The sequence below is a fragment of the Pseudomonas sp. LB1P83 genome, assembly GCF_054897885.1.
Genome location: NZ_CM142709.1, coordinates 2,395,911 through 2,422,807 on the forward strand (window position 1 = coordinate 2,395,911; position 26,897 = coordinate 2,422,807).

General features: G+C 56.3%; 19 protein-coding genes and 1 tRNA gene. 9 read left to right on the forward strand and 11 right to left on the reverse strand.

What is annotated here, in order from left to right; all coding sequences use genetic code 11:
• Positions 1 to 68: 68 nt before the first annotated feature.
• The 6 genes from ACYZTY_RS11255 to ACYZTY_RS11280 all read left to right on the forward strand — a co-directional run bounded on the left by ACYZTY_RS11255 (position 69) and on the right by ACYZTY_RS11280 (position 7,323).
• On the forward strand, positions 69 to 683 hold the full coding sequence (locus ACYZTY_RS11255; RefSeq protein ID WP_461958538.1) for a TetR/AcrR family transcriptional regulator: 615 nt from the start codon (positions 69 to 71) through the stop codon (positions 681 to 683).
• Positions 684 to 770: 87 nt separating this feature from the next.
• Positions 771 to 1,862 (forward strand): VOC family protein, encoded by a 1,092-nt coding sequence (locus ACYZTY_RS11260; RefSeq protein WP_461958539.1) that lies wholly within the window; start codon positions 771 to 773, stop codon positions 1,860 to 1,862.
• 175 nt (positions 1,863 to 2,037) lie between these two features.
• Complete coding sequence (locus ACYZTY_RS11265; protein WP_461959296.1) at positions 2,038 to 2,994, forward strand: fumarylacetoacetate hydrolase family protein; 957 nt, start codon at positions 2,038 to 2,040, stop codon at positions 2,992 to 2,994.
• On the forward strand, positions 2,994 to 4,895 hold the full coding sequence (locus ACYZTY_RS11270) for an acyl-CoA synthetase (RefSeq protein ID WP_461958540.1): 1,902 nt from the start codon (positions 2,994 to 2,996) through the stop codon (positions 4,893 to 4,895). Before ACYZTY_RS11265 ends, ACYZTY_RS11270 begins: the two co-directional genes overlap by 1 nt.
• 163 nt (positions 4,896 to 5,058) lie before the next feature.
• Positions 5,059 to 6,378, forward strand: coding sequence for an OmpP1/FadL family transporter (locus tag ACYZTY_RS11275; protein ID WP_461958541.1), 1,320 nt, complete (start codon positions 5,059 to 5,061; stop codon positions 6,376 to 6,378).
• A 621-nt stretch (positions 6,379 to 6,999) separates the two neighbouring features.
• Positions 7,000 to 7,323 (forward strand): hypothetical protein, encoded by a 324-nt coding sequence (locus tag ACYZTY_RS11280; protein ID WP_461958542.1) that lies wholly within the window; start codon positions 7,000 to 7,002, stop codon positions 7,321 to 7,323.
• A gap of 246 nt (positions 7,324 to 7,569) precedes the next feature.
• Here ACYZTY_RS11280 and ACYZTY_RS11285 read toward each other — a convergent pair whose 3' ends face one another.
• Genes ACYZTY_RS11285 through ACYZTY_RS11295 form a run of 3 tightly spaced genes read right to left on the reverse strand, consistent with a single transcriptional unit; the run spans position 7,570 to position 18,906 of the window.
• On the reverse strand, positions 7,570 to 8,205 hold the full coding sequence (locus tag ACYZTY_RS11285) for a hypothetical protein (RefSeq protein ID WP_461959297.1): 636 nt from the start codon (positions 8,203 to 8,205) through the stop codon (positions 7,570 to 7,572).
• A 9-nt stretch (positions 8,206 to 8,214) separates the two neighbouring features.
• The gene (locus ACYZTY_RS11290) at positions 8,215 to 17,175 is read right to left on the reverse strand and encodes a two-partner secretion domain-containing protein (protein WP_461958543.1); all 8,961 of its coding nucleotides are present in this window, start codon (positions 17,173 to 17,175) and stop codon (positions 8,215 to 8,217) included.
• A gap of 24 nt (positions 17,176 to 17,199) precedes the next feature.
• On the reverse strand, positions 17,200 to 18,906 hold the full coding sequence (locus ACYZTY_RS11295; protein WP_461958544.1) for a ShlB/FhaC/HecB family hemolysin secretion/activation protein: 1,707 nt from the start codon (positions 18,904 to 18,906) through the stop codon (positions 17,200 to 17,202).
• Between the two features lie 353 nt (positions 18,907 to 19,259).
• Between ACYZTY_RS11295 and ACYZTY_RS11300 the strand changes: the two genes are divergently transcribed.
• Positions 19,260 to 19,874 carry a hypothetical protein gene (locus tag ACYZTY_RS11300; protein WP_461958545.1) on the forward strand — a complete coding sequence of 205 codons (615 nt, stop codon included), beginning with the start codon at positions 19,260 to 19,262 and terminating at the stop codon, positions 19,872 to 19,874.
• 89 nt (positions 19,875 to 19,963) lie between these two features.
• Here ACYZTY_RS11300 and ACYZTY_RS11305 read toward each other — a convergent pair whose 3' ends face one another.
• The 6 genes from ACYZTY_RS11305 to ACYZTY_RS11330 all read right to left on the reverse strand — a co-directional run bounded on the left by ACYZTY_RS11305 (position 19,964) and on the right by ACYZTY_RS11330 (position 24,124).
• Positions 19,964 to 20,350 (reverse strand): hypothetical protein, encoded by a 387-nt coding sequence (locus ACYZTY_RS11305; protein WP_461958546.1) that lies wholly within the window; start codon positions 20,348 to 20,350, stop codon positions 19,964 to 19,966.
• 23 nt (positions 20,351 to 20,373) lie between these two features.
• Entirely contained in the window at positions 20,374 to 21,012 is a 639-nt protein-coding gene (locus tag ACYZTY_RS11310; RefSeq protein ID WP_461958547.1) for a hypothetical protein, read from the reverse strand.
• Between the two features lie 156 nt (positions 21,013 to 21,168).
• Positions 21,169 to 21,609 carry an MBL fold metallo-hydrolase gene (locus tag ACYZTY_RS11315; RefSeq protein ID WP_461958548.1) on the reverse strand — a complete coding sequence of 147 codons (441 nt, stop codon included), beginning with the start codon at positions 21,607 to 21,609 and terminating at the stop codon, positions 21,169 to 21,171.
• A gap of 41 nt (positions 21,610 to 21,650) precedes the next feature.
• Complete coding sequence (locus ACYZTY_RS11320; RefSeq protein ID WP_461958549.1) at positions 21,651 to 22,001, reverse strand: hypothetical protein; 351 nt, start codon at positions 21,999 to 22,001, stop codon at positions 21,651 to 21,653.
• A gap of 3 nt (positions 22,002 to 22,004) precedes the next feature.
• Positions 22,005 to 23,564 (reverse strand): RHS repeat-associated core domain-containing protein, encoded by a 1,560-nt coding sequence (locus ACYZTY_RS11325; protein WP_461959298.1) that lies wholly within the window; start codon positions 23,562 to 23,564, stop codon positions 22,005 to 22,007.
• Between the two features lie 472 nt (positions 23,565 to 24,036).
• A tRNA-Ser gene (locus ACYZTY_RS11330) sits at positions 24,037 to 24,124 on the reverse strand.
• A gap of 123 nt (positions 24,125 to 24,247) precedes the next feature.
• Between ACYZTY_RS11330 and ACYZTY_RS11335 the strand changes: the two genes are divergently transcribed.
• Positions 24,248 to 24,919 (forward strand): Bax inhibitor-1/YccA family protein, encoded by a 672-nt coding sequence (locus ACYZTY_RS11335; RefSeq protein ID WP_461958550.1) that lies wholly within the window; start codon positions 24,248 to 24,250, stop codon positions 24,917 to 24,919.
• A 59-nt stretch (positions 24,920 to 24,978) separates the two neighbouring features.
• Here ACYZTY_RS11335 and ACYZTY_RS11340 read toward each other — a convergent pair whose 3' ends face one another.
• Together ACYZTY_RS11340 and ACYZTY_RS11345 are read right to left on the reverse strand one after the other, a co-directional pair.
• Positions 24,979 to 25,254, reverse strand: coding sequence for a YceK/YidQ family lipoprotein (locus tag ACYZTY_RS11340; protein WP_461958551.1), 276 nt, complete (start codon positions 25,252 to 25,254; stop codon positions 24,979 to 24,981).
• Positions 25,255 to 25,424: 170 nt separating this feature from the next.
• Positions 25,425 to 25,862, reverse strand: coding sequence for an Lrp/AsnC family transcriptional regulator (locus tag ACYZTY_RS11345; RefSeq protein ID WP_461958552.1), 438 nt, complete (start codon positions 25,860 to 25,862; stop codon positions 25,425 to 25,427).
• 135 nt (positions 25,863 to 25,997) lie between these two features.
• On the opposite strand from ACYZTY_RS11345, the gene ACYZTY_RS11350 reads away from it, so the two are divergent.
• Positions 25,998 to 26,891, forward strand: a complete 894-nt coding sequence (locus ACYZTY_RS11350) for a DMT family transporter (RefSeq protein ID WP_461958553.1) — start codon at positions 25,998 to 26,000, stop codon at positions 26,889 to 26,891.
• Positions 26,892 to 26,897 lie beyond the last annotated feature (6 nt).

Here is a 26,897-nt window from a genome sequence, read left to right on the forward strand (position 1 = left end):
AAATAGGGTTGACGTAAAATGAACACGAGTGTTCAATCGATCCATAAGGTAATCCTGGAGAGAGAACCGTGGAATCCCTGAATCCAACACAGCGCCGCATTCATCAAGCCGCCTTTCGCCTGTTCGCCGAGAGAGGCACCTCACAAGTGAACATCCTCGACCTCGCGCAAGAGGCAGGCGTGGCGCGCGGAACGGTCTATAGCAACATCGACAGCATGGAAAACCTGTTCGAGGCGGTCGCCAGCCATCTCGCGAGGGAGATGCATGAACGCGTCAACAAGAGCTTCGATTCCCTCTCGGATCCCGCTCATCGTCTTGCCAATGGCATTCGGTTCTTCATTCGCCGAGCGCACGAAGACTCCCAGTGGGGCGCGTTCATCCATAAATTCGCCATGAGCAATTCGGCGTTGCGCGAAATGTTTAGCAGCCAGGCGACCAAGGATCTTCTGAGCGGACTTACCACTGGACGCTACACGTTTGCGCAGGAGCAATTGCTCTCGGTACTGACGTTGATATCGAGCAGCGTGCTGGGCTCGATTTTCCTGGTACTGGAAGGTCACCGAACGTGGCGCGAGTCGGGCTCTGATACCGCCGAGCTGGTACTGCGGGCACTGGGTGTGCCGTCAGAGGAGGCTCGTGCGTTGGCGACCAAAGAGTTGCCGGCGCTTCCATCTCTCGACTGAGCCCGTAACTGACTTGATTGAATAAACCCCTGATTTTTTTCAGGGGTTCGGGACAGCTTTGCCCTAAAAAACCGGAAAACAACAACAATGAACAACAAAATCGAATTGCACCGGTTGGCGACGCAACAGCCCGCCCGGCATCCGCAGCCGACGGTGAAGGCTCAGGATCTGACTCACCTGATCTTCCAACGGCCGGACTTGAATGCGGCGGCGCGTTTCCTGACTGACTTCGGCCTGACGGTCAGTCGGCAGGACGCCGATACGCTCTATTTACGGGGCGCCGAAGCGACTGCCTACTGTTACCGTGTCCAACGTGCCGAACAGGCACGTTTTATCGGGTTCGGACTTGCAGTGCAGTCCCTGGAAGATCTGGAAAAGCTCAGTCGAATCCCGGGTGCGTCATCGGTAGAGAAGTCGGAGCATCCTGGCAAAGGGTATTACGTCAGACTGATGGATCCTTCCGGTTTCATTGTGGAAGCCGTCTGCGACCAGACCCCGGGCAAGCCTCTGGCACATAGAGCTCCTTTGAACTGGAATCTGGCGCACGAGCAACCCCGAATCAACGCCACGCAGCGCCCGCCGATTGCTCCCCCTGAAGTCCTCAAGCTTGGCCATATCGTCATTGAAGTGGCTGACTATCAAGCGACGTGTGCCTGGTATACGCAGCACTTCGGGTTTATTCCAAGTGATGTACAGGTACTCCCCGACGGCACGCCTATCGTCACTTTCATGCGCCTGGATCTCGGTGACATTCCCGCGGATCACCATACGCTCGCGATTGCACAAGGGTTCATGGCGACCTATAGCCATAGCGCCTATGAAGTCGTCGATGCAGACGCCGTGGGTATGGGGCAGCGCGTCTTGCGCGAGCGCGGCTGGGAACATTCATGGGGCATCGGCCGGCACATTCTGGGCAGTCAGATCTTCGATTACTGGCAAGACCCTTGGGGCGACAAGCACGAGCATTACTGCGACGGGGATGTTTTCACGGCCGCTCGACCTATGGGCATTCATCCGGTGAGCCCCGAGGCAATGGCGCAGTGGGGGCAGCGCATGCCCAGGAGTTTTACCAAACCCAAGATGAGCCTGGCCAATCTGCTTCTGCTGATCCGAAACCTGCGACGCAGCCCGGACCTGACCCTTCGAAAGTTGGTAACACTCATGCGGATGTTCGGGTAGAGCTGCTGCCATGTCTGACAAATCAACCCGGTACGGCCGGCGCGACGTGCTTAAAGCTGGCGCTGTGATTGCTGGCAGTGCGTGGGTCTACACCCTTGCCAGCGCTCCCTCAGAACAACACCACAATTCCCGCGCCACCGAGCGCGAGACAAACACCGCTCCAGGAGTACCTTCAATGTCTGCTGTACACGTAGTTCGCTTTGAGTTTCAGAACGGTATCCACTGGGGCGTACTTCGCCAGGGCCGTATCACAGTTGTTCCCGGTACTTTTGATACCACCGGTGACTTCATTAGCCAGAACAATATCGATGACCTCGCTCAACTGAAAGGTACGGAGCTGGATGCGGGCGAAGTGAAACTGCTGTCGCCGGTGACCCGTAACCAGCAGTTCGTCTGCCAGGGTGCCAATTACCGTCAGCACATGATCGAGTCGGGCATGGACCCGGATGCGAAGAAATTCAACATGATCTTTACCAAGGCGACGAGTTGCCTGGTGGCGGCTGACAGCGACCTGATCAAGCCGCGCCACGTGCGCTTCCTTGACTACGAGATCGAACTGGGCCTTGTGATGAAGCGCGCGATCACCGGCTCTGTTTCTGTCACCGACGCCAATCTGCATGAGTTCATTGCAGGCGTCGTCATTGTCAATGACTACTCGGCTCGTGACATTCAGATTCCCCAGATGCAGTTCTACAAGGGCAAGAGCTATCGCACTTTCGGTCCGGTCGGCCCGTACCTCTGCCTGCTGGATGCCACGAACATTCATTATCTGAAAGAGCTGCAACTGCGCCTGACGGTCAACGATCAGGTGCGACAGAACGACAGCACGGCAAACCTGGTTTATGGCCCCGCTGAAACCCTGACCGAACTTTCCGCCTTGCAAGATCTCTCCGTTGGAGACCTGATCGCCACCGGTACGCCTGCCGGCTGTGCCCTGACGATCCCTTCGCCTGCCAAAATGCGCATTGCAGCCCTGCTGCCCGAAGCCACCAAGTGGAAGCTTTTCCTCAAGGCGCAGGAAAGCCGGACGCAGTACCTCAAGGCCGGTGACGTGGTCGAGGCGCGCATTCGCAGTGCCGATGGCGTGATCGACCTCGGCGTGCAACGCAATCGCGTCGTGGGGGAGGCCTGATGGTTGTGCAGACCCTGGATGACATCGAAAGTCTCGAACGAGTTCCCTTGTCGGAGCGTGGTCTGGCTTGCAGCACTTATGAAGCGCTGCGCCAGGCGACCGAGCGTACCCCCCAGGCACCAGCGCTCAGTTTCTTCGCCGACGCCGCCGATTTCAAGCGCACCTTCGAGTGGAACTACACCCAGCTCTTCGCGGATATTACCCGCGCGGCCAATGCCTTCCATGACCTGGGCATAAAACCGGGTGAGGTGCTGGCCTTCATCCTGCCCAACCTGCCGGAAACCCATTTCACGATATGGGGCGGGGAGGCGGCGGGCATCGTCATGGCGATCAATCCTCTGCTCGAGGCCAAGCAGATGGCTGGCTTGCTGAACGCCGCGAAGGTATCTGTAGTAGTGACGCTCGCGCCAACGGCAGGCAGCGACCTGTGGCCCAAACTGGCTTCGCATCTGGATCAGTTGCCTACGGTCAGGTCTGTGGTTTGGGTCAGCATGGAACCCTATATCGCCGAATCGGTGCGTGGGGCTCGGCAAGCCATGGCACGGCAGGAACGAGAGTTACACAGCGATATCGCGATCCACGATTGGCGATCGCTGATGAATGCTCAGCCACACACCCACCTGAAGAGCGGTCGGCGGATCCGCGAGGATGAGTGCTCCTCCTACATCTGCACGGGCGGCACCACCGGGCTCCCCAAGATCGCCGCGCGAACTCATGGCTCTGAAGTATTCAATGCATGGGCCATCGCCGCTCACATGCAGCCACGCAGTGATGTCCAGGTTCTGTTTTGCGGCCTGCCGCTATTTCATGTCAATGGCCAGTTGGTGACTGGACTGATGCCCTGGACTCAAGGCGACCATGTGATCCTTGGGACGCCTAACGGGTATCGAGGCGAGGGGGTGATCCCACGATTCTGGGAGATGGTCGAGCACTTCGGTATCAACCTCTTTTCCGGTGTGCCTACTGTCTATGCGGCACTTCTGCAAAATGAATGGCAGGGCCGCGACCTCTCCAGTCTTCGCTATGCAATCTGTGGTGCCGCACCCATGCCGGCGGAGCTTTTCCGAGAATTCGAGCGCCGTACCGGGGTAAAGATTCTTGAAGGTTACGGTCTGACTGAGGGCGCCTGCGTTTCTTCAATCAATCCACCCCATGGTGAGCGCCATATCGGCTCTATCGGGCTACGGATCGCCTACCAGAATATGCGCGCGGTCTTGCTCAATGATTCCGGAGAGTACTTGCGCGATGCCAACGTGGATGAGATCGGTCTGATCACCATCCGTGGACCTAATCTCTTCAATGGCTATCTGGAAGAGCGCCATAACCAGGGCCTCTGGATCGATATCAACGGTCAGCGCTGGCTGAATACGGGCGATCTGGGCCGCCAGGATGCCCAAGGTTATTTCTGGCTGACCGGGCGCAAGAAGGAGCTGATTATCCGCGGCGGTCACAACATTGATCCCAAGCAAATTGAAGAAGCGCTTCAGGCGCATCCCGCCGTCGCCTTGGCCGCTGCAATCGGCAGCCCCGATGCCTACTCGGGCGAGGTGCCGGTCGCCTACGTTCAACTGCGTCCCGGGCAAGTGTGCAACGCCGAAGAACTTCAGGCGTTCGCTCATCTCAACATCAGCGAGCGGGCAGCCGTTCCCAAGCGCATTGAAATCCTCGAAGCGTTGCCACTGACTGCCGTGGGCAAGATATTCAAGCCGGCTTTGCAGCAGCGGGAGATTGCCAAAGTAGTCCAGCAGGAAGTCGAACGTCTGGGGCTTACGGATATTGCTGTTGAAGTCGTGCAGGACAATCGTCGTGGGCAGGTTGCCTGCGTCAGGGCCGGCACTGGTCAGGAAGTCCTGGCTCCGCTTTTGGGGCGTTACAGCTTTCAAGTCGAGTGGATCAATTGAGTTCCTGATTCGCAGTCTGTAAGTCCAGCAGTTACGCCCTGGTGCTGTTCCGCCAGGGCCATTTACACAATATCGATCAACTCCAACCGGCACTGACAGGTGCACGGGAGGGCGAAGCCTTGCCTGCGTGAAATCAACAAAAACAACAAACAAGAGGTGGAAAATGAAACTGAATAGCCGCGTGATCCCGTGTCTCTCTGTTCAGCATAAGTGTGCTGTCTGGATTAAATTCAGCAGTGCCATCGCACTACTCAGCGCCTCCACAATTGCAAGCGCCAATGGCATTGCCTTAAACGAACAAAGTGCAAGCAGTGCGGGAACGGCCTATGCGGGAAGGTCGTCTTCCGCGCTGGACGCCAGCACCATCTTTGGAAATCCCGCAGGATTGACCAAGTTGAAGCGCACTGAGATTTCCGGCGGTGCCGCGGTCATCTCGGTGAGTGATGACATCAGTGATGCGCAGAGCAGTGTCGCGGGAACGAACAAGGGGGACTCGGTACCTTTGGGGGCTGTGCCTTTCGCTTACATGTCGACGCCACTTGATGATCGCCTTTCGATTGGTCTGGGGCTTTATGCGCCGAGTGGTCTGATCAATGATTACGAAAGCACTTTTCAGGGCCGCTACCATGGTTCCTATAGCACGACCAAGGAAATAACCCTGCAACCCACCATTGCCTGGCGAATCAATGATTACGTGTCCATTGGTGGCGGCCCGACCCTAAACCGTTTCAATGCAAAGCTTCAGAATTACCTGGCCACCGGCGCCCTGAACAACGGCGAGGACACACGGGTCACCATCAAAGGCGATGACACGGCACTTGGCTACAACGTAGGCATCCTGGTTGACTTTACTGAGGCAACCAGTTGGGGGATTAACTATCACTCGAAGGTGGACTATGAACTCGAAGGGCATACTGAGGTTTCTGGTTCTCCGAGCGTTATCCCGCTGAACGGAAAGTATGACAACAAGATAGACCTCACGATGCCCGAATCCGTGGACACGTCTATCACCCATCATTTCAATAGTCGCTGGACGGGCTACCTGGGGACCACCTGGAAACGTTGGAGCCGGATCCAGAAGGTCGAGGCAGTCAATAGCGGTCTTTCCCCCATGGGGCAGGCGGCTGGCCTGGGGCATGTGATCGAAGAAATGAACTGGCGCGACACTTGGAGCACCGCAGTCGGCGCCTCCTATCAAGTGAACCAACAATGGCTGCTGCGCGCAGGCTACGCCTATGATCCTTCGCCCATCAGAAACGCCGACCGCAGCGTGCGCATTCCAGTTGGAAATCGCCAAGCCGTGACGTTGGGTGGTGCTTACTCGCCGAATTCCGATCTGACGATAGATTTTGCTTACGGATATCTCTGGGACTCCAAAGTCTCGGTAAAGCAGGCGAACAATTCCGGTCTTCAACCGGAATACAGTGCTAACTACGACAATAGTGCGAATGGCGTTTCAGTGCAGGCTACCTATCGGTACTAAGTGAAGTGACTCCATTATTAATACAGTCGATTTTTGCGCGCCTTCCGTAAAGTCTGCCTCTAAGCGTTAGTAAACTATCCCAATGGAGGTGATGCAGTTCCGTTTGTCTGTCAGCACCCACTACCGCGAATACTCTGAGGATTTGGAATACGAACGGCGTGTTGGCTGCATGAAATACCCGCTTAAAAGGCTAGAACTGGTGCCCACCTAAATTTAAGTGCACACCATGTCCCGGCTTTGCGGGGTTGGGTAGATGACTTGGCCGGACGCATACATCAAGGGCATCAGGGCCGGGAGTCTTCCAGAAGACTTCATCCCTGGCAGCGAGCCATGGAGCGAATACTTCAGTTTAGGAGAGGAGTGGCGCAGCGGATGGTGTTTGACGATTTGGAATCCACGACAACGTTTGCTCAGTGCGGTTGCTGCCAGCGGGGCTAGTCGAGAACAGTACGAACGTCTTGATCACTCGCGTGATGAGTAAACGCGATGTTGGGGGAGGGGTAGGAGCGCAGGTTTGCAGCTCGCAATCAATGCTTGTGCTCTGTTGCATGTGGCACCGGCTTCTATCGTTTGCCATGTGTAAAATGTGACTCCACCTATTCCTGTACCGAGAAATACAACATGAGCACAGCATTGAGTGAGGGGGAGATGCACCTAGCGCTATTTGGCTCCTTGACCGAGCCCGATCCTCAATCAGCGCCGAAATCACCTCATCCAATCTTGCCGACGTCTCAGCCATCCCTGCGTACTCAATTTGGTACCAAGCGGTTCTCACCGAAGCTTAGGGTGACATTGCGCGTTTCTAAGGATTTTGAGGGGGACGTCGAGCTTCTCGTTTATGAGGCGCCTTTGAGTACGTTCGTCGCTGAACAGGAGGTAAAAAACGATGCAAAAAAGAAAAAATTCAGATATATCGAAGTGGTTTCGGTGGTGCTTGTTCAGTAGTCATCGAAGCGAAAATCTGAAGGACGCATTCGGCCAGAGGCGGACATTTAGAGCAGGGAAAATAAATCTGAGAATCATCTGGCCGGCCTCCCCACCTCACGGAGGTGGCGCAAAAGCTCACGGAAACCGGCCTGCCGGATTTGCCAAATAATGCTTACAGACCGGTTTCCGGGGCATCTAAGACCTTCCAATTTTTGCCCTGATCCGACAGGACGAAAGGTCCTTTAGTCGCGTCTTGCCAAAATATCAGACGAAACCCTCTTTAAAGTCATCGACTGTTTTACCTTTCTCCTTCAGAAGTGACAGCACGAACGGTTCATCTGCTTTTTGCAAAAAATCAATAGCATCCGTAATTTTCCACCGATGCATGGCCGGATTATCGATTATCGAAACAAGATGTTCTTTTATAAGTGGCACGTACTCAAAAAATTGTTCTCGACTAATAAAGTCAAAAACATTGGCGATCTCAAAGGGCATGTGAGCAGATAACTTTATTATCTTGGATAGCGGAGCGTAGATTTGAGCTCTCGCCTCTTGTTCTCGACCATTATCAGCCGAGTTTGAGTAATATCTAATAATAGTCATTAGCAATTGATGGTAGGTGTCATCATAACCACGCAACCTGTGAGGGTAGGAGTCTTCGATGCTTTTGTAATTATCCATGCACTGTTCCAGCGCAAGAAGACCTACATGTTCGCCCCAACTAGTCAGCAACTTGGCAGCTAAAAAGCGTTCCGTGTCGTCTTTCGTATTTGACAACAAGTCCCTTACGGCATTGATTCTTTCCGTAGGAACATCTTCCAAATCAAGGTCTCCGGCATCAACGGCATAGTCAGCATGATCCGGTACGCTATTTAACAGATCGTAGATTTTACGCTCCATCATCAACCTCTATTTCTTAACGGGAGTAATATACGTGGATGGAACACATCCCTTGATCAGACACTCGCCATCACGCATCGCGTTTCCTAAATCTCTCTCTGCACCTTTTAGGGAGTCTTCGTTTCTCTTGCTTGGATTGTTTTCGAATCTAACACGAGCCGCATCCAATTTTGATTGCAATTCCGCCGCCACCTGTTGACTCGTCAAAAACTTGGTGTTTGGCAATACACCTGAATCGATATCCTTCTGCAACCGCGTTACGTCGATTTCAACTTTATGCGTTCCGTAGTCCTTCGGATTCAAGGCGGTGCTCGGGTCGGTTACGGAGATGTAGGGAGAATTTTCAGGACCACTGCCACGCACATGCGTTTGAACGGTACCTGTTCCCTCTGGATTTGGAGGAACCAAGTCGCCGTTCTCGTTGATGTATGCCTTCGGCTTCCCATTTCCACCGACAGTTGACGAAAAGTCATTATCGCTGCGCACAACAGTATCACCTGGGGCTTTTGAACCACCAGTGCCGTTGTCGGTAGTATTCGTCCCACCTTTCGTCCCTGAATTGCCTTCTTTGGTCGGCCCCTTACCACCACCCGCCACCACAGGCTTGACGATAGGATTCAATCCGGCCGCGAGCGTCGCAAGATTATCAAGGGCAGCAAGAGCGGTCTCGTGGCTGATGCCGAGCGTTTGAGCAAGGGTATCCGCAAGGGCATTGACAGTGTGTCCGGTGGTAACGCCTGCAAGCATATTCTGGAAGCCGTTGTTCTCCGTAATTAACAGGTCAAAGATCGCTTTGGCTTCCGGCGATGCTGAAGCGGCCATGTCTTTGAGGCTTTGGGTTTGCTTTTCAGCCTCGGCGACACGCTTGGAGATGGAAGCGCAATTGGCAGGATCCGCTGCACATAGCGCGACCGCATCAATATCCTGCTGCCGGCTGAGTTCGTGATAGTCGCTATATGCCTTATTTATGCATGCGGAGTCACTCCCGCAGCCTTTCAACTCGTTCGCCGCCCTTTCCAGATCAGAGTGAGACAGGTAGTTGTATTGGGTGGCCGTGGCAGCAATGTTCGCGGCGATGTTGGGATCGGTGCCCGAAACGACTGCCGTGAGTACTGCCAATAACTGAGACATCGCCAACATGTTGGCTTTGGCCTGATCGGCACCGGGCATCTTCGGATCGTAATTTTCTGGAAGGATCAGATCCGCGAGGTACTGAACCATCGCTTCGTTGGCGCCGCCGGCCAACGCGCCAGTCTTGAAGTCGCCGCCCATGGCCATGGACTTCAAGCCACCCACCAGTGCGTGCGCCGCAATCTTGGTAGGGCTGCCGTCGACGAGATTTAGGTTGCCGATCCCATTGGCTGCGAGAGCACCGCCAATATCGATGACCGCCCCTAACAGATTGTTAACGAAGTTATCGCTCAGGCTACCGCCCTGCAGTGCGGTTTGCGCCAGGGTATCGGCGCCCGTCTTCAAAACCACCGTACCGGCGCTGCTCCAGTCGAACCCAAGTTCGGTCGGGTTGTAACCCAGGCCGGTGCCGATTCCGCCCAACATGCCGGAGAGCACATAACCCTGCAGGTTCTCAGCACTGAAGACGTCTTTGAGCACGGAGCCCAGATCACCCTTATTGCTAATTGCACTGTTGGCGGCCGTGGTTTCGACCGCAATCAACACAGCATTGGCAAAGCCTGCCGAGAAGGTCCCGGCCGTGGCTCCTATCAATCCGGCTCCCGCTCCGCCCGTGACCGCCGCCAGCAAGATCGCCAGGGCTATTTGTGCGGCGACACCGAGACCGGAGGTCGAATACTCGAAGCTTTTGTGAATTTCCTCCACGCGGCGCCAATCAATATCGCCCCGCAGTTCAGCGTCTTTGAGCCAGGCCAGTTTAGGATCGGCCGCCACCATGGTGTCGATGGTTTGGCTGACGTTCTGCTGATCAATTTGTTTGATATCGATGGTCAGGCCTTTGACAGCCTTGATCACCAACGCGCCATTGGCCACCAACTCGCTCTGACGCAAGGTCTCATCGGTGTTGCCTTTACCCTTTGCCGAGTTCCAGGCCGCGTTGCTATCGCTCTTGGTGTGACTCTCGTCGTGCAGATCCTTGACCGCTTCGAAATCAATCGCGCCGCCGCTGTCCAGCGTGATGTTGTTAGCACTTTCAAGCGAGGCCGCCTGATAGCGTTGATCGCCGCCACTGGAAAGTGTCAGGTCGCCACCGGACTTTATTTTGGTGCCCACGTGGACGAGGTCGGTAACTTCATCACGCTGTGTTTTCATGCTGCCAAAGCTGCCCTTTTTCTTCATGTCGTACAGCGAATAGTCGCTGTCTTGCGCGGCCAACAACTGCAAGTCACCGTCGGCATGTAGATAAGCTTCTTGACCGGAGCTGATGTCGCTAGCAACCAGCGTCATGTCCTTGCCGGACTTGAAAGTCAGCTTGCCTCCCGCATTCAGTGAGGTGCCGATCTGACTGACGTGGTCCTCCTGACGAGTTTCCTTTTTGTCCTTGAAATAGGAATGCTCTTCATCGGCGGCGGCACCGAAGAACACATCGCGTTTGGCCTCAATAGTTACGTCGCCCTTGGCGTCGATCTTGCTCGCGACCGCCGCGATATCGCGGCCGGCATCAATTGTCAGACCCGCACCGGAACTGACTTCGGCGCCATGTTGCGTGATGCTCGAATTGAGGAAGTCTGTGCGGCTGTCGGAATGACGTTCTGCAACTGCGGCGATGGCGACATCGCGCTTGGCGTCGATGTCCATCTCACCGCCGCTTTTGAGCACGCCGCCGCTGTTGATCACATCGCGACCGGAGTTAATCACCAGCTTATTGGCGGCTTCGATCCGTGCAGCGTTGTCCACGAAATCGCGGGCATGGCTGTAGTCATCAACGCTACTGTCATGGGACGTGACCGTGCGTTCGTTGATGATGTTGCCGTTTTTGGTCTCAAGGGTTACATCCCGCCCCGTGATAATTCCCCCGGCCTTGTTGGTCAGGTTGTTGGTCGCCACCAACTTCAAACGATCCCCGGCTTCCACTAGACCGCTGCTGACCAGATCTTTTTTTGCCGTCGCATCGAGGTTTTGACTGGCTCGCAAGGTGCCGGCGTTGTGCAGGTCCTTATCGGCGACCAGCGTGACGTCTTTGCCCTGAATCAGCGCACCGTTGGGTGCGAGACGATTGTTGGCGTTGGCTAGATACAGCACCGGCACCAGGACTTTCTCCCCATTCACTTCGCGCTCTTCGAGCCAGACGATGTCGTGGGTCAGCGCCGCGACTTGCTGCGCGGTGAGGGTGACACCAAGGCTTAGGTTCAGCTCGTCCTTGCTGGCGATGGCGTTGTTCATCAGGTATTTGAAGACAGCCTCGTCAGAGGTCTGGTCATCGATGAAGCGTTGACCGGTACGGGCGACCACGGCTTGCTGGACCAGTTTCTGTTCGAAGAGGCCGTCACCTAAGCGCTTGGCGCTCTGGTCGGGGTCGTAACCCAAGCCAGACAGCAGGTAGTCCGAACTCATAAATTGTTTGAGGTCGGTAAGTACCGGGTTTGTTTCGATCAGGTATTTGTGCGGTTGGGATTTGCCGGCACTGTTTGGTAGACCTTGGACGCGATTGATGGTGACAGGTGCGGCTGTTGCCCCTGATGTGACTTGGCCGCCGGTCAGCGTCCAGCTTTGTGGGCCAGTCGAAGTCGGATTGCTGTTGCCCTCCTGGCTTAGGCGGAACAGACCGTTCTGCCCGGTGGGCAAGCTGAAGCCCGGCAGATCCATCGGGTTGACTTGTTGCTGGGCAAGATCCGGAGGCAGTTGCGCGTTGATAGTAACCGGCGTGGAGTAGCCGTTGCCGGCCCCAGTATCAGTGTTGGTTTTTCCCCCAGCGACGTAACTGTAGTACGGACGCACCACGCTGTTGTCGATGGTCTGCGTCGCGTTGAGGGAGATGTTGCCGCCGGCCTGGATCACTGCATCATAGGAACTGCCCGAGCCCGAGCCCGAGCCCGCTACCGTGGTAGTGCTTTCGGTCAACTTGCCGCCGCCCAGCAGGCTGATGAAATAGCTCAAATCCGCCTCGACAGTGGAGGAGGGTGTCGGACTGTTCTTATTGTTGAAGGCCGCGGCCGCCGGAACCGTGGCGAAGATTTGGTCGACGTAGTTCCAGAATGTGCGTTTGGTAATGATCTCCTGCTCTTGCAGGCCAGTATTGTTGATCGTGCCGGCAGTGACGGTGATGTTGCCTGTGGCGGCGATGGTGCTGCTGGTGTTGTTCAGCGACTGAGCGTTGACCGTCATGTTTCCACCGCTGGTCAGGCTGGCGGCGGCGCTGCTTTGTGTGACTTTGAGACGATCGGTCTCGGCGATTTCCCAGTGCCCGTTACGGCGAGAACCGCTGCGGAAGTCACACCCGGCAATCGGGATCAAATTGCAATCCAGCTCGGTAATGACCACCGAACTTTTCTCATGGGCTGTGTATTCCAGAATGTCCCGCACGTTGTTCACGGTCAGGGCATTGATGGTCAGATCTTTTGCGCTGTAAATGTCCCCGGAGCGGTTGTCCAGCAAATCGGCCTTACTACTGTCGCGGTCGCGACCGATGTGAACGTTGCTTAGGCCATAGACCTGGCCGTAAGCGTTGGTGAAGCTGGACAGTAGCAGCCGCATATCGCCGCCACTGGAAATCAGGCCACGACTGTTGAGCAGTACTCCGGTGGTGAGGGTCAAGTCTTTACCGGAACCGATTGTGCCGTAGTTGTTGAGGTTGGCAGCAGTGACGATCAGGTCTCCGCTGGAAGTCAAACGGCCCTGATTGTTCAACTGGCCATTGATGTTGACCGTGGTGTTGCCGCCACCGGCAATACTGCTGGCTGCGCTAAGGGTCAGTTGATTGGCTTTGAGCGTCAGATCACCGAGGCTGCTGGTGCGACCAATGCCGGTGTAGTTGCCCCACAGGGTCAGATCGAATTTTCCATCGCTGGCGATCAAGCCGTCGTTGTTCCAGTTACCACCGTTGCCGGTCAACTGGCTGACCGCCAACAATTGACCGTCGGTTGTCTGATTGAGACTGTTGACGTTGACGGTCAGGCTATCCGCTTGAATCACACTGCTGTTAGTCCAACTGTCGGCGGCCACAGTCAAACCGCCGCGAGTAACGAAACTGCCGCCGGCACTACCGAGCAAACTGGTAGCAATATCAAAGACACCGGTACCGACGTGCAGTACGTTGCCACCAGTATTCAACAAACCACCAGCACCGAGGTCCAGGTTGCTGTTGGCGCTTTCCACGGTGCCGTTGCGGTTGTCGAACACCCCACCGATGGCGAACACGGTTTTGCCAGCGTTGCCCAGCGCGCGCAGTTGGCCAGTCTGGTTATCGATGCTGGCCGCTGTGATGCTCAAGGTGCTGATGCTTTCGATGATGCCTTTGCGGTTGTTCAAGGCACCGCGCAAGCTGAGATCGATCTGTTGGCCGGCTATCTGGCCACCGAGGTCGCCGCTGTTGTCGAAATCCTTGGCAGTGACGCTGACGCGCTCCTTGGCATATAGACCGCCATTGCGGTTGTCGAAGCTGGCGCTGGCACCGGTATCGATGATCACATCACCGGTTTGCGCGGTGATTCGCCCGCCGTTATTTTCGAGACCGCCCCAGGCTTTCAGATCCAGACGTTGGGCCTGAATTACCCCGTCTTGACGATTGTTGTTGAGGTCATAGCCGTTGCGCAGCACACCGGTGATCCGCGCGCTAAATGCTCCTTTCAGACTGGCCAATACACCGCCACGGCTATCCAGGCTATCGGCCGTGATCTTAAGGTTGCCGGACTTGGCAACGATGCGTCCGCTCTGGTTATCAATGGCGCCATCGGTCTTGACCGTCAGGTCGCCTTCACTTTGCAGGTTACCCTTGGCGTTATCCAGACTGGCTGCATTCACTGTTAGATCGGCGTCTGCGCTGTAGATCAGACCGTCAGCGCTGTTTTGCACGACGCCGCTGGCAGTTACAGTCAGCGCATCGTTGGCGGCGACAGTGCCGCCGTTGCGGTTATCGAGGTCGCCAGTCAACAACGTAAGCAGCCCTTGGCTGACTAGTTTGCCGCCCTGGTTATTGATTTGAGCGGCCTGGGAGATTACGAGTGGGCCGACGCTGACCAACTGACCCTTGGTGTTGGTCAGGGTGCCAAGCAGATCCAGGGTCATCGACGTATCACCGGACAGCACGCCTTCGCTGTTGTTCAGGTCGGTACCGGTGATCCGTAGGTCCTGTTTTCCGTAAATGAATCCATTGATGTTGCTTAGAGCTTTGGCCTGAATCTCCAAGCCCGCGCCGCTGTCGATCAAGCCGCCTAGCCCATTGTTCAACGTGCCAGCGACGATGAAGGTTTGTGCACCTTCACTGGAGAGAATGCCTTTCTCTGAGTTATCGAGACTGGCTGTGGTGACCTTCAGTGTGCCTTTGCTTACGAGCGCGCCCGCATTCCTGTTCAGAACATCGCCGGTCAGGTCGACCAACAGATCACCGTCACGGCTCGACAGGGTGCCTTTATTCCGGTTGTCGAGGCTGCCACCCAGCAGGCTCAAGCCCCCCCAGCCAGAAATCAGGCCGTTGAGATTTCGGGTGCTGGCAGCGTTGAGATCCAGTTGTTGACGACTGAAGAGCATGCCATCGCTGTTGTCGAGATTACGCCCGCGCAGCGTGTAGCTCAGATTGCTGGAGAGTTCACCTCCCTGGTTGTTCAGATCCCGCAGGTTGTTGATGCTCAGTTGGCCCGCTGTGGTGATCAGGCCTTTGGCATTGTTCAAATCGCCCATGGCGCCGCTGAAGTCAATGGCGATGGCACTACCGAGCAGCGAACCTCCATTCTGGTTGTTCAGGTTCGCGGCGTTAATATTCAGGTTCTGGGCAGCGTTGATCAGCCCCTTGTCCTGATTGTCGAGTTGACCGTTGACTCTTAGAACGAGGTCGGAACGGCTCGTGAGAGTGCCGCTGTTGTTATTCAGGCTACCCACCTGTGCATCGAGTTGAGCCGAAGCGATGGTGCCTTTGACGTTAGTCAGTGCCTGCGTCACACGTAGGGTGATAGCCTGATTGCCGAGGAGTTTGCCATTGCTGTTGTCGAGGCTGTCAGCCGCGAATGTGAACGCCTGCGCGCTAGATATTTCGCCGCTGCGATTGTCCACCTGCGCGAGATTTTTCAGCACCAGCGACGGTGCGTTGATCAGCCCACCCTTGTTGTTCAGTGTGCCGTGGTTCAGATCCAGGATCAGCGACGTATCGCTTGTGAGTTGCCCACCATCCTGTTGGTCGAGACTGCTGACGCTGGCGGTCAGTGACTTGTTGCTGGCGATCCGGCCTTTACCGCTGTTATCGACGCTACCGGCAGTAAGGGTCAGGCTGTCGAGGCTGGTGAGTTTTCCATCGTGGTTATTCACTGCTCCTGCGACGGTGAGGCTCAACGCTTGACCGGCTGTCACCAGACCGGCGACGTTATCCAGTGAGACCACGTTCAGAACGATATCAGCCAGGCTGCTCAGTTCGCCGCTATTGTTGTTCAGCCGACCGAAGTTGCCGTAGAGATTGCCGGTGCTGGTGATCACGCCCTTGGCGTTGAACACCTTGTTGGCATGGAGGTTTAACGTGCTGTTACTGAGTACGCGCCCGTTGTTTTGATTGTCCAGGACTGCGGTGGTGATATTGGTGGTTTGCCCACTCAGCGTACCGCCCTGGTTATTCAGGGTCTGCGCGGCACTCACCGTCAGGTTGCGGCTGGCAACCACGCTTTTTCCGCTGTTGTTGAGGTTCTGCGCCGTCAGGCTGACATCGCCATTGGCGTTGCGACTGTTATCGGCATTGACCCCGGCTTCGATGATGCCGTTGTTGGTCAACTGCCCACCGGCACTCAGGACAATGCCGTCCCGGGCCGCGAGGGTTTGCTGGTTGGTCAGGTTGCCTTGGGTTTGTACATTGACGGCACCGGCATAAACCGGTCCCCGGGCGTCGAGGCTGGCGGCTTTGACGTTCACCGCGCCGGCGGCAGAGGTCTGCGCCAGGCTCAGATGGCCATTGGCGTCGAGCTGGATATCACCGCCACTGGCCGCCAGGTTGCCGGCCAGTTTCACCCCGACCCCGGCCTCGGTACCAACCAGTTTGATCGCCCCGGCGTACATCCCGCCCAGCGCCGACGAGTCGATGGCCAGTTGTGGTTTGGCGCTGCCGTCATCGGCTCGCGCGGTGGCGTTGAGGCTCTGTGCATTGACGTCGTTGCGACCGGCCACAATGGTCAGGTTCTTCGCCTGAATCTCGGCGTTGATCTTCGCGCTGCGGGTGATGATTTCGAAGCTGTCGACGTTGTTGGCATTCAGCCCGGCGCCGTCGATGGAGACGCTGCCCTGATCGACCTGAAAACGATCCAGACGCCCGTTGTCCAGTACCGGTTTGCCGGTGGTCAAGGTCACGCGCGGGGTGTTAATGAAACCGCACCCGTTGCAGCTGATGCCGTAAGGGTTCGCCACAATGACGCGCGCCGACTGCCCCGCCACTTCGGTGTAACCGCGCAATTGGCTCGGACTGCCGCCGACCACTTCGTTGAGGATGGTTTGCGCGGCGACCCTGTTGGTGAGGTTGGGGTTGCCGACGATGATGCCGCCCAATTGCGTCGCACCGGTCTGGTTGGCGACGTTATTGAGGATGACGCCTTGGGTGCCGACGTTGTAATCGTGAAACTGGTTATGCGACAGCCCCGTGCCATTGGGCATGGCGATATTGACGATCGGCACGCCATTGCCCGCCTGACCGAGACTGGTCCCCGGCGTCGCTACCACGATCCCCTCGGCCTGCGCCCACATCGGTTGCCAGAACATCACGTTTGCCAACAGGAACGCCAATCCCCGCTTGGGCATACCCCAGAAGTGCTCGCGGGTTTTCACGCACGCAGAAGGTTGGCGCGCGAGAAAGGCGTACTGACGAACGTCCATGTGGTAGGTCTCGATGCAACGAAGTTAGAGGAAGAAATCCATGCGGAAATAGATCGGCGCTTCGCGCTCGGTCAGGGTGTCCGGACGTTCGAGGGAATGGGCAAAGGTGACGCTGGCGGCGAGGTGCTGACCGCGGGCAAACACCTCCACCGAGTTGCTGGACATTCGGCCGTGCTGGTCGCCGTTGTAGCGATCGCCACGGATCACACCCTGGTCGTAACCGAGGCTGGTGCCGTATTCGGCGAACACCGGGCGCAGCCATTCCAGCGTCACTGGACGGCTCCAGCGCAGGTCGTTGCGCCAGTAACCGCCGCTGTCGCCGGACAAGGATTGATCCTTGTAACCACGGATCGACGACTGCCCGCCGAGGCTGGTGCGCTGCGGGCTGAACAGCACGTCTTCACTGCGCTGGCCGGTCATCAGGCTGCTGAAACTGAACGACTCGCCCCACACCTTGAACGGTTGCAGGTAGCTCGCGGTGGCGGTGTATTTGCGGTAGCGCGCATCCGGCTCGCCGGGGCCAGGGTGACCGTTGCCCTGCGCATCGAACGCGCCGATGCCTTGCTGCATACCGAGGTCAATGTTGACGAACGCACTGCCGACCCGTCGACCGTGGTTGATGCCGAACTGCGCTTCGCTGATGCGGTTACTGCTCAGCTTGAGTTTGCTGTCTTCGATAAAGTTGTTGGTGCGCAGGTACGACAAGCCGGTGCTGAGGGAAGTCTTGCTTACGGCGTCGCGATGGATCACCCGCTCGGCGCGCAGTTGGTGGTTTTCGCTGTCGCCGGTCTGCTTGAAGTTGAAGCCGTTGGCTTGCGCCTGCGAGCGGTATTCACTCTGGCTGTAGGTGTAATTGAAGTTCCACCAGCCCAACGGCAAGTTGTAATTGAGCAGCGCGTTGTTGGAGGTGTGCTGATGATCGGTCATCGCATCGTGACCGCCGCGCAGATTCAACTGATCCGCCAAACCCAGCGGACTGTCCCAGTCAAACGTGGTGCCCCACTGCTGCTCGCCAGTACTGCGCTGGCCATCGTTGCTGCGGGACAACCCGGCACGCCAGGGCTTTTGCGGCGAGTTCTTGACCAGCACTTCGCTGCCACCGACGTTCTTGCCCGGCGCCAATTCCATCTGTGCCTGATTCGACGGCAAGCGGTTGAGCTGATCGACCAATTGCTCGATTTCCCGCAGGTTGACCAGCTCGCCGGTCTTGCCGGGAAAAGCCATGCCCAACTCGCGATCCGACAGCTTGCTACCCTCCGCGCCCTTCAAGCCTTCGAGCTTGCCTTCGACCACCAGCACCTTCAAATGCCCACCGGACAAATCCTGCTGCGGCAAATAGGCACGGCTGGTGACCAGGCCTTTTTCGATGTAGTGATCGGTGATGACTTTCAGCAGTTCGTTGAGCTGCGTAACGCCCAGGCATTGGCCGATGTAAGGCTTGAGCAGACGATTTTTCTCGCGCTCGGAGAGACTGTCGGCGCCTTTGAGCTGGATGTCTTTGATGGGGAAGCAACGGGCGTCCGCAGGCGCTGTCGGTGCGGCGGGTTTGACTTCCTTGCCGGGTAAATCCTTGAGCTCGTCGAGACGCCGACGTTGCTCTTCGAGCAGGCGATCCTGACGTTCACGGATGAGGTCGGTTTCCCCCGGGGTAGGGGCAGCGTAAGCGAGATTCAGCGGAGAAAGGCACAGCAAAGCCAGGCACAACCTCGCCGCGAGGGCGGCTGGGTACATGTTCGATCCCTCGAAATGGAGGCTGGTAGCACAATAGTGGCGCGATGTTAGATGGCCATCATTTTGACGTCAAACTTTTTCGTATCGACTGCCCGGACTGAGAAAGAGGCGGCGTCTAAGACTTCATTGCCAATAGGGCCTAGACGATAAAATACGCGAGCCAAAAGTGCCGGCTTCGAAATGAAGAGATGGCGGTCCCGGATAGCAGGTGCTTGAGCAATTGCTCAGACTGGGTCTATCGTTTTTTTGCTACCTATCGCGTTCAAGCTTCAGCCAGAGCCGCCGACAATGCTTGTTTACCATTTTTGATTCGGCTAACGACTCCCGCCGTAGTACTCAATGGACGACCTCCGATGCTCAAATGCTTACTACCACTTGTTATTGTCTTATCCTTGGCTGGCTGCTCAAGCAACTCGCAAAGCCAATACATCGATCAGGTTCAGTCCAGCAATTCAACGATCGCTCATTCATTCCATGAAGCGATTCTCCACTCGCAGGCCACTCCACTTCCGATTAATCGTGGCCTGTTCCCGAAGCGATGGGAGATCAGCGCAGCAGAGCCACGCATTGTCCTGGGAGAGCAGATAGGTAACTACCGACTGTTCAATTTCCGTTTGCTCAAAGGCCAAACCTACGTAATCAACGTCAGCTCAATGTGCAACAACATGTGTATGGGGTTTGCGAAAAATGCGCTGAAACCTAAAGCAGTCGTGCTCGACGCCCAAGGTAATATCGTTGCTGATAATTTGGACGGCCCCAATGCTCTTGCGATTGAATGGTCCGGCGTCGCGCCCGCCGATGGAACCTACTTTTTGCTGATCGCTGCGGATAACCGAGCCTTAGGGGAGCAGGTTTCAGTCATCAATACACTCATGCCAGGGTATCCAGGGGTGAATATGCCTATTGGTATGGCAAGCGCGCCGTTCGGCAAAGTCATCGCGTACGTGGAGTTTCCGAACGAACCATAAGAAGTGCAGGAATCAATTTTACAGGTGTATACCAAAGCGTTGGCCTTGAATCGCTACTGGTTCCTGTAGTGACGCGCTACCTCCCGGTGCTACGCAACATCGAACTCAATCCATGTTCGACGTTGGTCGCCCCCGTTACCGACGGTTCCTACCCGGACCGCGTGGATGGACCCGGAAGGTGTTTCAAAGGGAGCTTTGCCTTCCAGGAGTTGCGGGTTGTCAGCGCGAACAACGCGCGGGCCGCACTGGGCCTCAAGTGCCGCAAGGAGTGAGGGGTAGGGCATCTCGCCCCACTTCACTTTCTTTGCATCGTTCTCATTGGTGGGAACAAAGGCGGTGAGATCCTCACTCGTCATTAGCTCAAGGCCCTTGGCCTTGGCCTTGGCAGTCGCGTTCTCGCTGCCGTGGTGACCCACCTTGTAATAGACGGTTCTTTTCAGCAGGTCCGGGCCTGTCACGATGGTCCCATCTGACATCTTCCAGTCCGAGTCCTGCCAACTCAGCCAGCTGCCAATTTGCGCATCGGCTGCGAAGAGAGAACGCGACCTGTGTCCACGATCTCGAAGGCGAGTACGAGGCTCGTGTTGTTGGTCTTGTTGTCTAGCTGCATCGCCAACGTGCCGGCGGAACTTAGCCAGTCGAAGTCAATCCTGCGCCACGCCTGATCGGTCTCGTTTGCGTCATCGGTTCGCACGCGTTTCCTGGAGGCAATGAGGGGCGACCGCTCACTCGGGCCGAAGTAGTGCGAGTACGCGAATGCGGCAACGGAATTGCGCGGCTTGGTCGAACGCTCGATGTTGGTGAGTCGGGTACCCAGGCAGGGGGCGAAGGGGGCTGTCGGGTCAGTGAAGTCGCTATCTGGTGCAGCTGCAGAGAATGCGCTTGTGAGCGTCTCGGCAACGCGGGCCCCGTCCTCATCGCTGGCCATCTGGTAACGCTCACCAACGCGGTCCACGATGTTGAGGTAGTCAGGATTTCGGGACGGAGCAAGGACGTACGCTCGTATCGCAGGTGTGCTGGGAATGTTGAGCGGCGCTTGCTTGGGTTCGAGGTACTTGATTACTTTACTGGCGAGCCGGCCGGCGGCATCTCGCATACCGCGTACCGTTTCACCCTGGGCTCCGAAACTGAAGGTCAAGAGCTCGTCTATTCCTTCGCGCAGAGGCGCAGTCGGCTGTGCTGCGTCCAGGTGGGATGCGCCATGCAACTGTCGGCTAACGCCGGAGCGCGCGTTCAGGGCCTGCTGCTTGAACCTGTCCAGATCTCGAGCGTCAGGGGCCGTCGGTGATTCCGTCTAATCCATCCACACCTCGTCGATTTTGAAGTTTACAAATCGGTTAGAGGATTCTCTGAAAGCGGAGATGTGATCAGTGTGTTCGTGCGTCAGCACCAGGACATCGATTTTGCCGCCAGTCTGTTGGTGAAGGTCGGCGACTAAGTCGTCGATGATTTGCGACCCTCCCTTGAATAGACGTGTGGATCCCGCAGTCGATGAGCATCCAGTAAGGGTCACCACTGTCTTTCTCAAAGCGGAGCAGATGACAGTCACCGATGCCTTGGCAGTAGTGGCGGATAGTGAAGCCCGGGTTCTTAGTGGGCATGGCCGAACACTCCGTTGTATGTGTGCAGGAGCGCGAACGCTCCTCTGATAAAACTCGATTACCGTGCGCAGTCCAAGCAATCCTGACTGGTTGGGTATGATGCTGACGTCGTCAGCAAAATACCCTCTTTTCATCGAAGGCAGGTCAGGTATTTAAATATGAAGAAAGGGCTCAGCTACTCGTAAAGTCCTTTAGATGAGTCCAGAGCATTTAGCAGTTCCTCTTCAGATATTGAATACTGACTAAGGTTATCTATATCTAACTCCCCCCATTCCTGTTCGTCTTCGATTTCTAAGAGCAGTAGTGGAAGTTTCTTTTGACTGAAGAAAGTAATTATGTCGCGAATATCCTTGTCGCGCTCAACATGGTCATTTTGATAGAGATCACACGTGTAAAAAAAGCCCTTATCGCCCAAGGCGAGCTTTTTTTGTGAGCCAATCAGCGACATTTTAAATCGTTGGTGCAGGAATTTGGCCACTTCAAGGTCGCTAGTTGGGGCTGCAGCAGCAATACTTATCTTAGTCATGGCTCAAAAATCCTCGGGTACCAATGGGTTAAGTGGTTTTCCTTTGGTCTCGTTTTGGAAACTACCACCGTGCCATCTATATAGATGCTCATCTCTTGTTGCTGGATAGATGTTAAAAGCTTTGTCAACCAGTTGTGGGTAATCCAGTGCATTGTACATATGATGACCCTCAATAGTTTTGTCATCAAATTTCGGGCGCTTGTTTTTCATGATGTCATCGGCTTGCTCCGGACTCCAATCCCTTGTGCCCGACTCACCCCCGCGAAGTCTTTTCCTTTCCTCTGACCAGAAACGATCTACACCTCTTTGGCGCCTGTTCGAGAAACGTCTGTCCCAATCTAGATGAGCAACCTCGCCCCGGGTGGCTGTCCTGCTTTCGACTTTACCCTGCAGAACTTTCTTTTGAGGGCTGCTCAAAGGTTTGTATGGGGTCTCGTAGCTTGGTACAGCTGGCGTGCCCTCGTCGACAACGGGTTTAGTTGCAGTATCTCGGGTTGCGCCTTCAGGTTTTGTTCCACCTTGTCCTGGACAACCCTCCAACCCCAACGGATCCACCCATCCCGTAGGGTTAGGCACGTACTGGTAGTTATTCAACCCGCCCGCAAGCTTGATCGGATCCGGCGTCAAAAACCGCCCGTTCCCCGGATTGTAGTAGCGATGCCGGTTGTAATGCAGGCCTGTTTCGGTGTCGAAGTACTGACCTTGAAAACGCAGCGGGTTGTCGATTTCCGCCACGTCGAGGGCAGCGAGGTTCCCGTAAGAGCGGTACTTGGCCGACCACATGATTTCGCCGCTGTAGTCGGTGAGCTCTTGTGGAGTGCCCAGGTGGTCGAGTTGGTAGTAATACGGCGTGGCCTTCAGCGGGCCTTCGCCGTCGAGCATCGCCAGCGGTCGGAAGCTGTCGGGTTCGTAGATGTAAGTGCGATAACGGTCATTGGCACTTTCGGCGATCAGGCGTTCGCCTTGCCACAAGAATTCGGTGGTGCTGCCGTCGACGGTTTTTTCGATGCGGCGGCCAAAGGCGTCGTACTTGTAGGTTGCAACGCTACCACCCGGCAGGCTGGCGCCGATCAAGCGGTGCTGGCAGTCGTAACGGTACTCGGTAACGAGTTTCTGACCGGTGCCGCGACGCTCGCGGGTCAGATTGCCGTATGCGTCGTAGTCGTAGTGGCGGTCGCCCTGCATCAGCAGACGGTTGCCTTTGACGTTGGCCATATTCGCACTGAGTTGGTTGCCCTGGCCCAGCAAATTACCGGCCGGATCGTGAGCGAAGCTTTCCGGGGTGCTGCCACGGACGTTTATCAGACGGTCGAGCGGATCGTAGTGATAGCTGCGGTTGCCTTTGCGACTGTCGTCGATGCTGGCGAGGTTGCCATTGGCGTCGTAGGCGTAGCGACGTTGAAACAGGTTGCGATCCTGCTGGCTGACGCTGTGGGCTTGCAGGCGACCTTGTTCGTCGTACTGGTATTGGCTGAGCAACAGGCCTTGTTGGCGCTGTAGTTCGCGACCGGCGCTGAATTGATGCGTGGTCAGACGCGAGCCGTTGAGGTCGATGCTGCTCAGTCGACCGCCGGATTGGTGGCGGTAGTCGAGTTTGCTGCCGTCGGGGAGGCGACAGTGGCTCAGTTGCCAACCAAACCGGGAAATCCAGAATCCTCCGGGTATTCACCTCTGGCCGGTAGCCCCCGATCGTGGTGAGGTTTGTCGTCTTCGGTGCCACTGCTTGGCAGGCTCGATGCTTCTGGCCGATTGCTGCCTTTGTTTCCATCCCACCACAAAATCGAAAACGCCGCTCATTGAGCGGCGTTTTCGAATGCGTTTTATTTGTTATCCCAGGCCCCACATGCTTTCGCGTTTCATACCTGATCGATCCTTGCTACCGCACTGATTGCCAGCGATGAGGGGTTCAAATGTTAGCCGCTCGTCGAAAATCGATGATTTATCCAAGGTATGGGCTGAAGTATGGGCTGCAGGGATTTGTCAAAAGCCAGAAACGACAAAGCCCTGAATAATCAGGGCTTTGTCGTTACAAATATGGCGGAGGCGATGGGATTCGAACTCATGGACCTGTTACAGTCGACGGTTTTCAAGACCGTTGCCTTAAACCACTCGGCCACACCTCCGTTTGCGTTGCGGGCGCCATAATACCTGAATGAAACACACTGTCAAACTCTCTGCATGGCTTGTTACAGAGCGTCTGTTATGATCTTTGCGACTGAACGTTTCAAACCAACAGGAGTGTCGCCATGCGCGAACAGGATTACGCAGTTAATAACAGCGTGCAGGTTGAGCAGCTAGAGGTTAGCCGCGTCCTGCGCAACACATACGGCTTGCTCGCTCTCACCCTCGCATTCAGTGGCGTGATGGCGTTCGTGGCTCAGCAGATGCGTGTCGGCTACCCGAACATTTTCGTGGTGCTGATCGGTTTCTACGGGCTTTTCTTCCTTACCAACAAGCTCCGTGACTCGGCTTGGGGTCTGGTGTCGGCATTTGCCCTGACCGGTTTCATGGGTTTCCTGCTCGGCCCGATCCTCAACCGCTACCTGGGCATGCAGGGCGGCGCTGAAGTCGTCAGTTCGGCTTTCGCGATGACCGCACTGGTGTTTGGTGGTCTGTCGGCTTACGTGCTCATCACCCGCAAGGACATGAGCTTCCTCGGTGGTTTCATCACCGCAGGCTTCTTCGTGCTGCTGGGCGCGACGCTGGCGAGCTTCTTCTTCCAGGTCAGCGGTCTGCAACTGGCGATCAGCGCAGGTTTCGTGCTGTTCTCCTCGGTCTGCATTCTGTTCCAGACCAGCGCCATCATTCATGGCGGCGAGCGTAACTACATCATGGCGACCATCAGCCTGTATGTATCGATCTACAACCTGTTTATCAGCTTGTTGCAGATCCTCGGCATCATGAGCCGCGATGATTAATCGGCAGCCTTGAGTAAAAAACCCGCTTAGGCGGGTTTTTTATTGCCTGAAATTCAGCGTCATTTCGTGATGATAATGCTGCCATCGACCTGCTGGCGGTAGATGGTATAGGGCAGGAGCAACGTATCGAGGGCGCCGGAAATGACCACGTCGATGAGGACAATGGCCGGAGCATTGTCATGCACCTGCGCATCCCGTCCTTTTTCCAGGGGAGCATTGAGCATGCAGAAATCGTAGGTCACGCCGCTGTAGATACGGGGAACGGCGCCGCAGTAGCTTTTGTGATCCTTGTGATCCTTGTGATCCTTGTGATCCTTGTGATCCTTCGCCGTCACTTCGTCACTTCGTCACTTCGTCACTTCGTCACTTCGTCACCGCGAATCACTGTCTGTACCGTGCCACAACCCGCCAGCATCAGCACCGCGAGTAAAACCACCTGAATTTTCATACCGCCAATCCTTCGCCGGAAAACACTCAATTTACGCCATTCAAACCCAAACAGCACTTATGCCATCGGTGGTAGTCGGCGTTTGACCGGGGTCTTCTTGACGATTGAGGTGTTGGTTTCGGCGTGGCTGTTGAGGCGATCGAGCAGGGCGTCCAGTTGCTCCATCGAGCGCACATGCAGGCGCGCGATGAAGCAGTCGTCGCCGGTGACTTTGTCGCACTCGGTGAATTCCGGGATCGCCTGAATCTGCCTCTCGACTTCCTGTAACTGGCCCGGCAACGGGCGGATTCGTACGATGGCCTGAAGTTGATAGCCGAAGCACTTGGGGTCAATCTCGACGGTGTAGCCCTTGAGCACGCCACGCTCTTCGAGCCGACGCAGGCGTTCGGCAACGCTGGGTGAGGACAGGCCGCTGATCTGCGCCAAGGCCTTGAGAGAACGGCGTGAGTCTTCCATCAATGCGCTGATCAGCACTTGGTCGATGTCGTCGGTCATGGCAAATCCCCTGTTAGGCAGTTGACGGAATACGCCTTGATAAAAAAGGCAGAAACCGAGTTTAGCCTGCTTTTTGCGCTGGAGAAGCCCTTGGGCGGATTGGCATAATTTGGGCTCAATCACGGGAGTCTGATGATGGACAACACACTACGTCGCGGTTCATACGAAATGAGCGCCGCCATGCTGATCTCCGGGACCATTGGTTGGTTCGTGCTGGTGTCCGGGCAACCCGTGCTGGACGTGGTGTTCTGGCGGTGCGTGTTTGGCGCCGGCACGCTGTTGTTGATCTGCGCCGCATTCGGCTTTCTGCGCCCGGGCATTCTGACCCGCACCACGTTCCTGCTGGCGGTGCTCAGCGGCGTAGCGATTGTCGGCAACTGGGTGCTGTTGTTCGCCTCTTATTCCCGTGCCTCGATTGCCATCGGCACCGCGGTTTATAACGTTCAACCGTTCATGCTGGTCGGGTTGGCGGCGCTGTTTCTTGGCGAGAAAATCACCCTGCAAAAGCTGTTCTGGCTGGGCATTTCGTTTCTCGGGATGCTGGCCATTGTCAGCGCTCATGGCGAGCAGGGCGCGAGTGGCAACGATTACCTGATGGGCATCGGTCTGGCCCTGGGTGCTGCGTTTCTCTATGCAATTGCGGCGTTGATCATCAAACACCTGACCGGCACGCCACCGCACTTGATTGCCCTGATCCAGGTCAGCACCGGCGTGCTGCTGCTCGCGCCGTTCGCGCACTTTTCAGCGTTGCCACAAGCGCCAAGTGCCTGGGCCAGCCTGGTGACGCTGGGCATCGTCCACACCGGTGTGATGTATGTGCTGTTGTACGGCGCGATTCAAAAATTGCCGACGGCATTGACCGGGGCGTTGTCGTTCATCTACCCGATTGCGGCGATTTTCGTTGACTGGTTTGCCTTCGGCCATCGCCTGGAGCCGCTGCAATGGATCGGCGTTGCCGCGATTCTGCTGGCCGCCGCGGGCATGCAGCAGGGCTGGGGCCTGAAGTTTCGGCGGGCGGCCACACAATAAACGGGC

What these genes read in the sequence shown, in the direction of transcription:
- ACYZTY_RS11285 (WP_461959297.1), bottom strand. Translation starts at nt 8,205, where the DNA reads ATGGAGCGTAAAATCTACGATCTGTTAAATAGCGTACCGGATCATGCT.
- ACYZTY_RS11345 (WP_461958552.1), bottom strand. Translation starts at nt 25,862, where the DNA reads ATGACCGACGACATCGACCAAGTGCTGATCAGCGCATTGATGGAAGAC.
- ACYZTY_RS11335 (WP_461958550.1), top strand. Translation starts at nt 24,248, where the DNA reads ATGCGCGAACAGGATTACGCAGTTAATAACAGCGTGCAGGTTGAGCAG.
- ACYZTY_RS11305 (WP_461958546.1), bottom strand. Translation starts at nt 20,350, where the DNA reads ATGTCAGATGGGACCATCGTGACAGGCCCGGACCTGCTGAAAAGAACC.
- ACYZTY_RS11280 (WP_461958542.1), top strand. Translation starts at nt 7,000, where the DNA reads ATGAGCACAGCATTGAGTGAGGGGGAGATGCACCTAGCGCTATTTGGC.
- ACYZTY_RS11260 (WP_461958539.1), top strand. Translation starts at nt 771, where the DNA reads ATGAACAACAAAATCGAATTGCACCGGTTGGCGACGCAACAGCCCGCC.
- ACYZTY_RS11295 (WP_461958544.1), bottom strand. Translation starts at nt 18,906, where the DNA reads ATGTACCCAGCCGCCCTCGCGGCGAGGTTGTGCCTGGCTTTGCTGTGC.
- ACYZTY_RS11320 (WP_461958549.1), bottom strand. Translation starts at nt 22,001, where the DNA reads ATGACTAAGATAAGTATTGCTGCTGCAGCCCCAACTAGCGACCTTGAA.
- ACYZTY_RS11265 (WP_461959296.1), top strand. Translation starts at nt 2,038, where the DNA reads ATGTCTGCTGTACACGTAGTTCGCTTTGAGTTTCAGAACGGTATCCAC.
- ACYZTY_RS11275 (WP_461958541.1), top strand. Translation starts at nt 5,059, where the DNA reads ATGAAACTGAATAGCCGCGTGATCCCGTGTCTCTCTGTTCAGCATAAG.
- ACYZTY_RS11290 (WP_461958543.1), bottom strand. Translation starts at nt 17,175, where the DNA reads ATGGACGTTCGTCAGTACGCCTTTCTCGCGCGCCAACCTTCTGCGTGC.
- ACYZTY_RS11300 (WP_461958545.1), top strand. Translation starts at nt 19,260, where the DNA reads ATGCTCAAATGCTTACTACCACTTGTTATTGTCTTATCCTTGGCTGGC.
- ACYZTY_RS11350 (WP_461958553.1), top strand. Translation starts at nt 25,998, where the DNA reads ATGGACAACACACTACGTCGCGGTTCATACGAAATGAGCGCCGCCATG.
- ACYZTY_RS11270 (WP_461958540.1), top strand. Translation starts at nt 2,994, where the DNA reads ATGGTTGTGCAGACCCTGGATGACATCGAAAGTCTCGAACGAGTTCCC.
- ACYZTY_RS11315 (WP_461958548.1), bottom strand. Translation starts at nt 21,609, where the DNA reads ATGAAAAGAGGGTATTTTGCTGACGACGTCAGCATCATACCCAACCAG.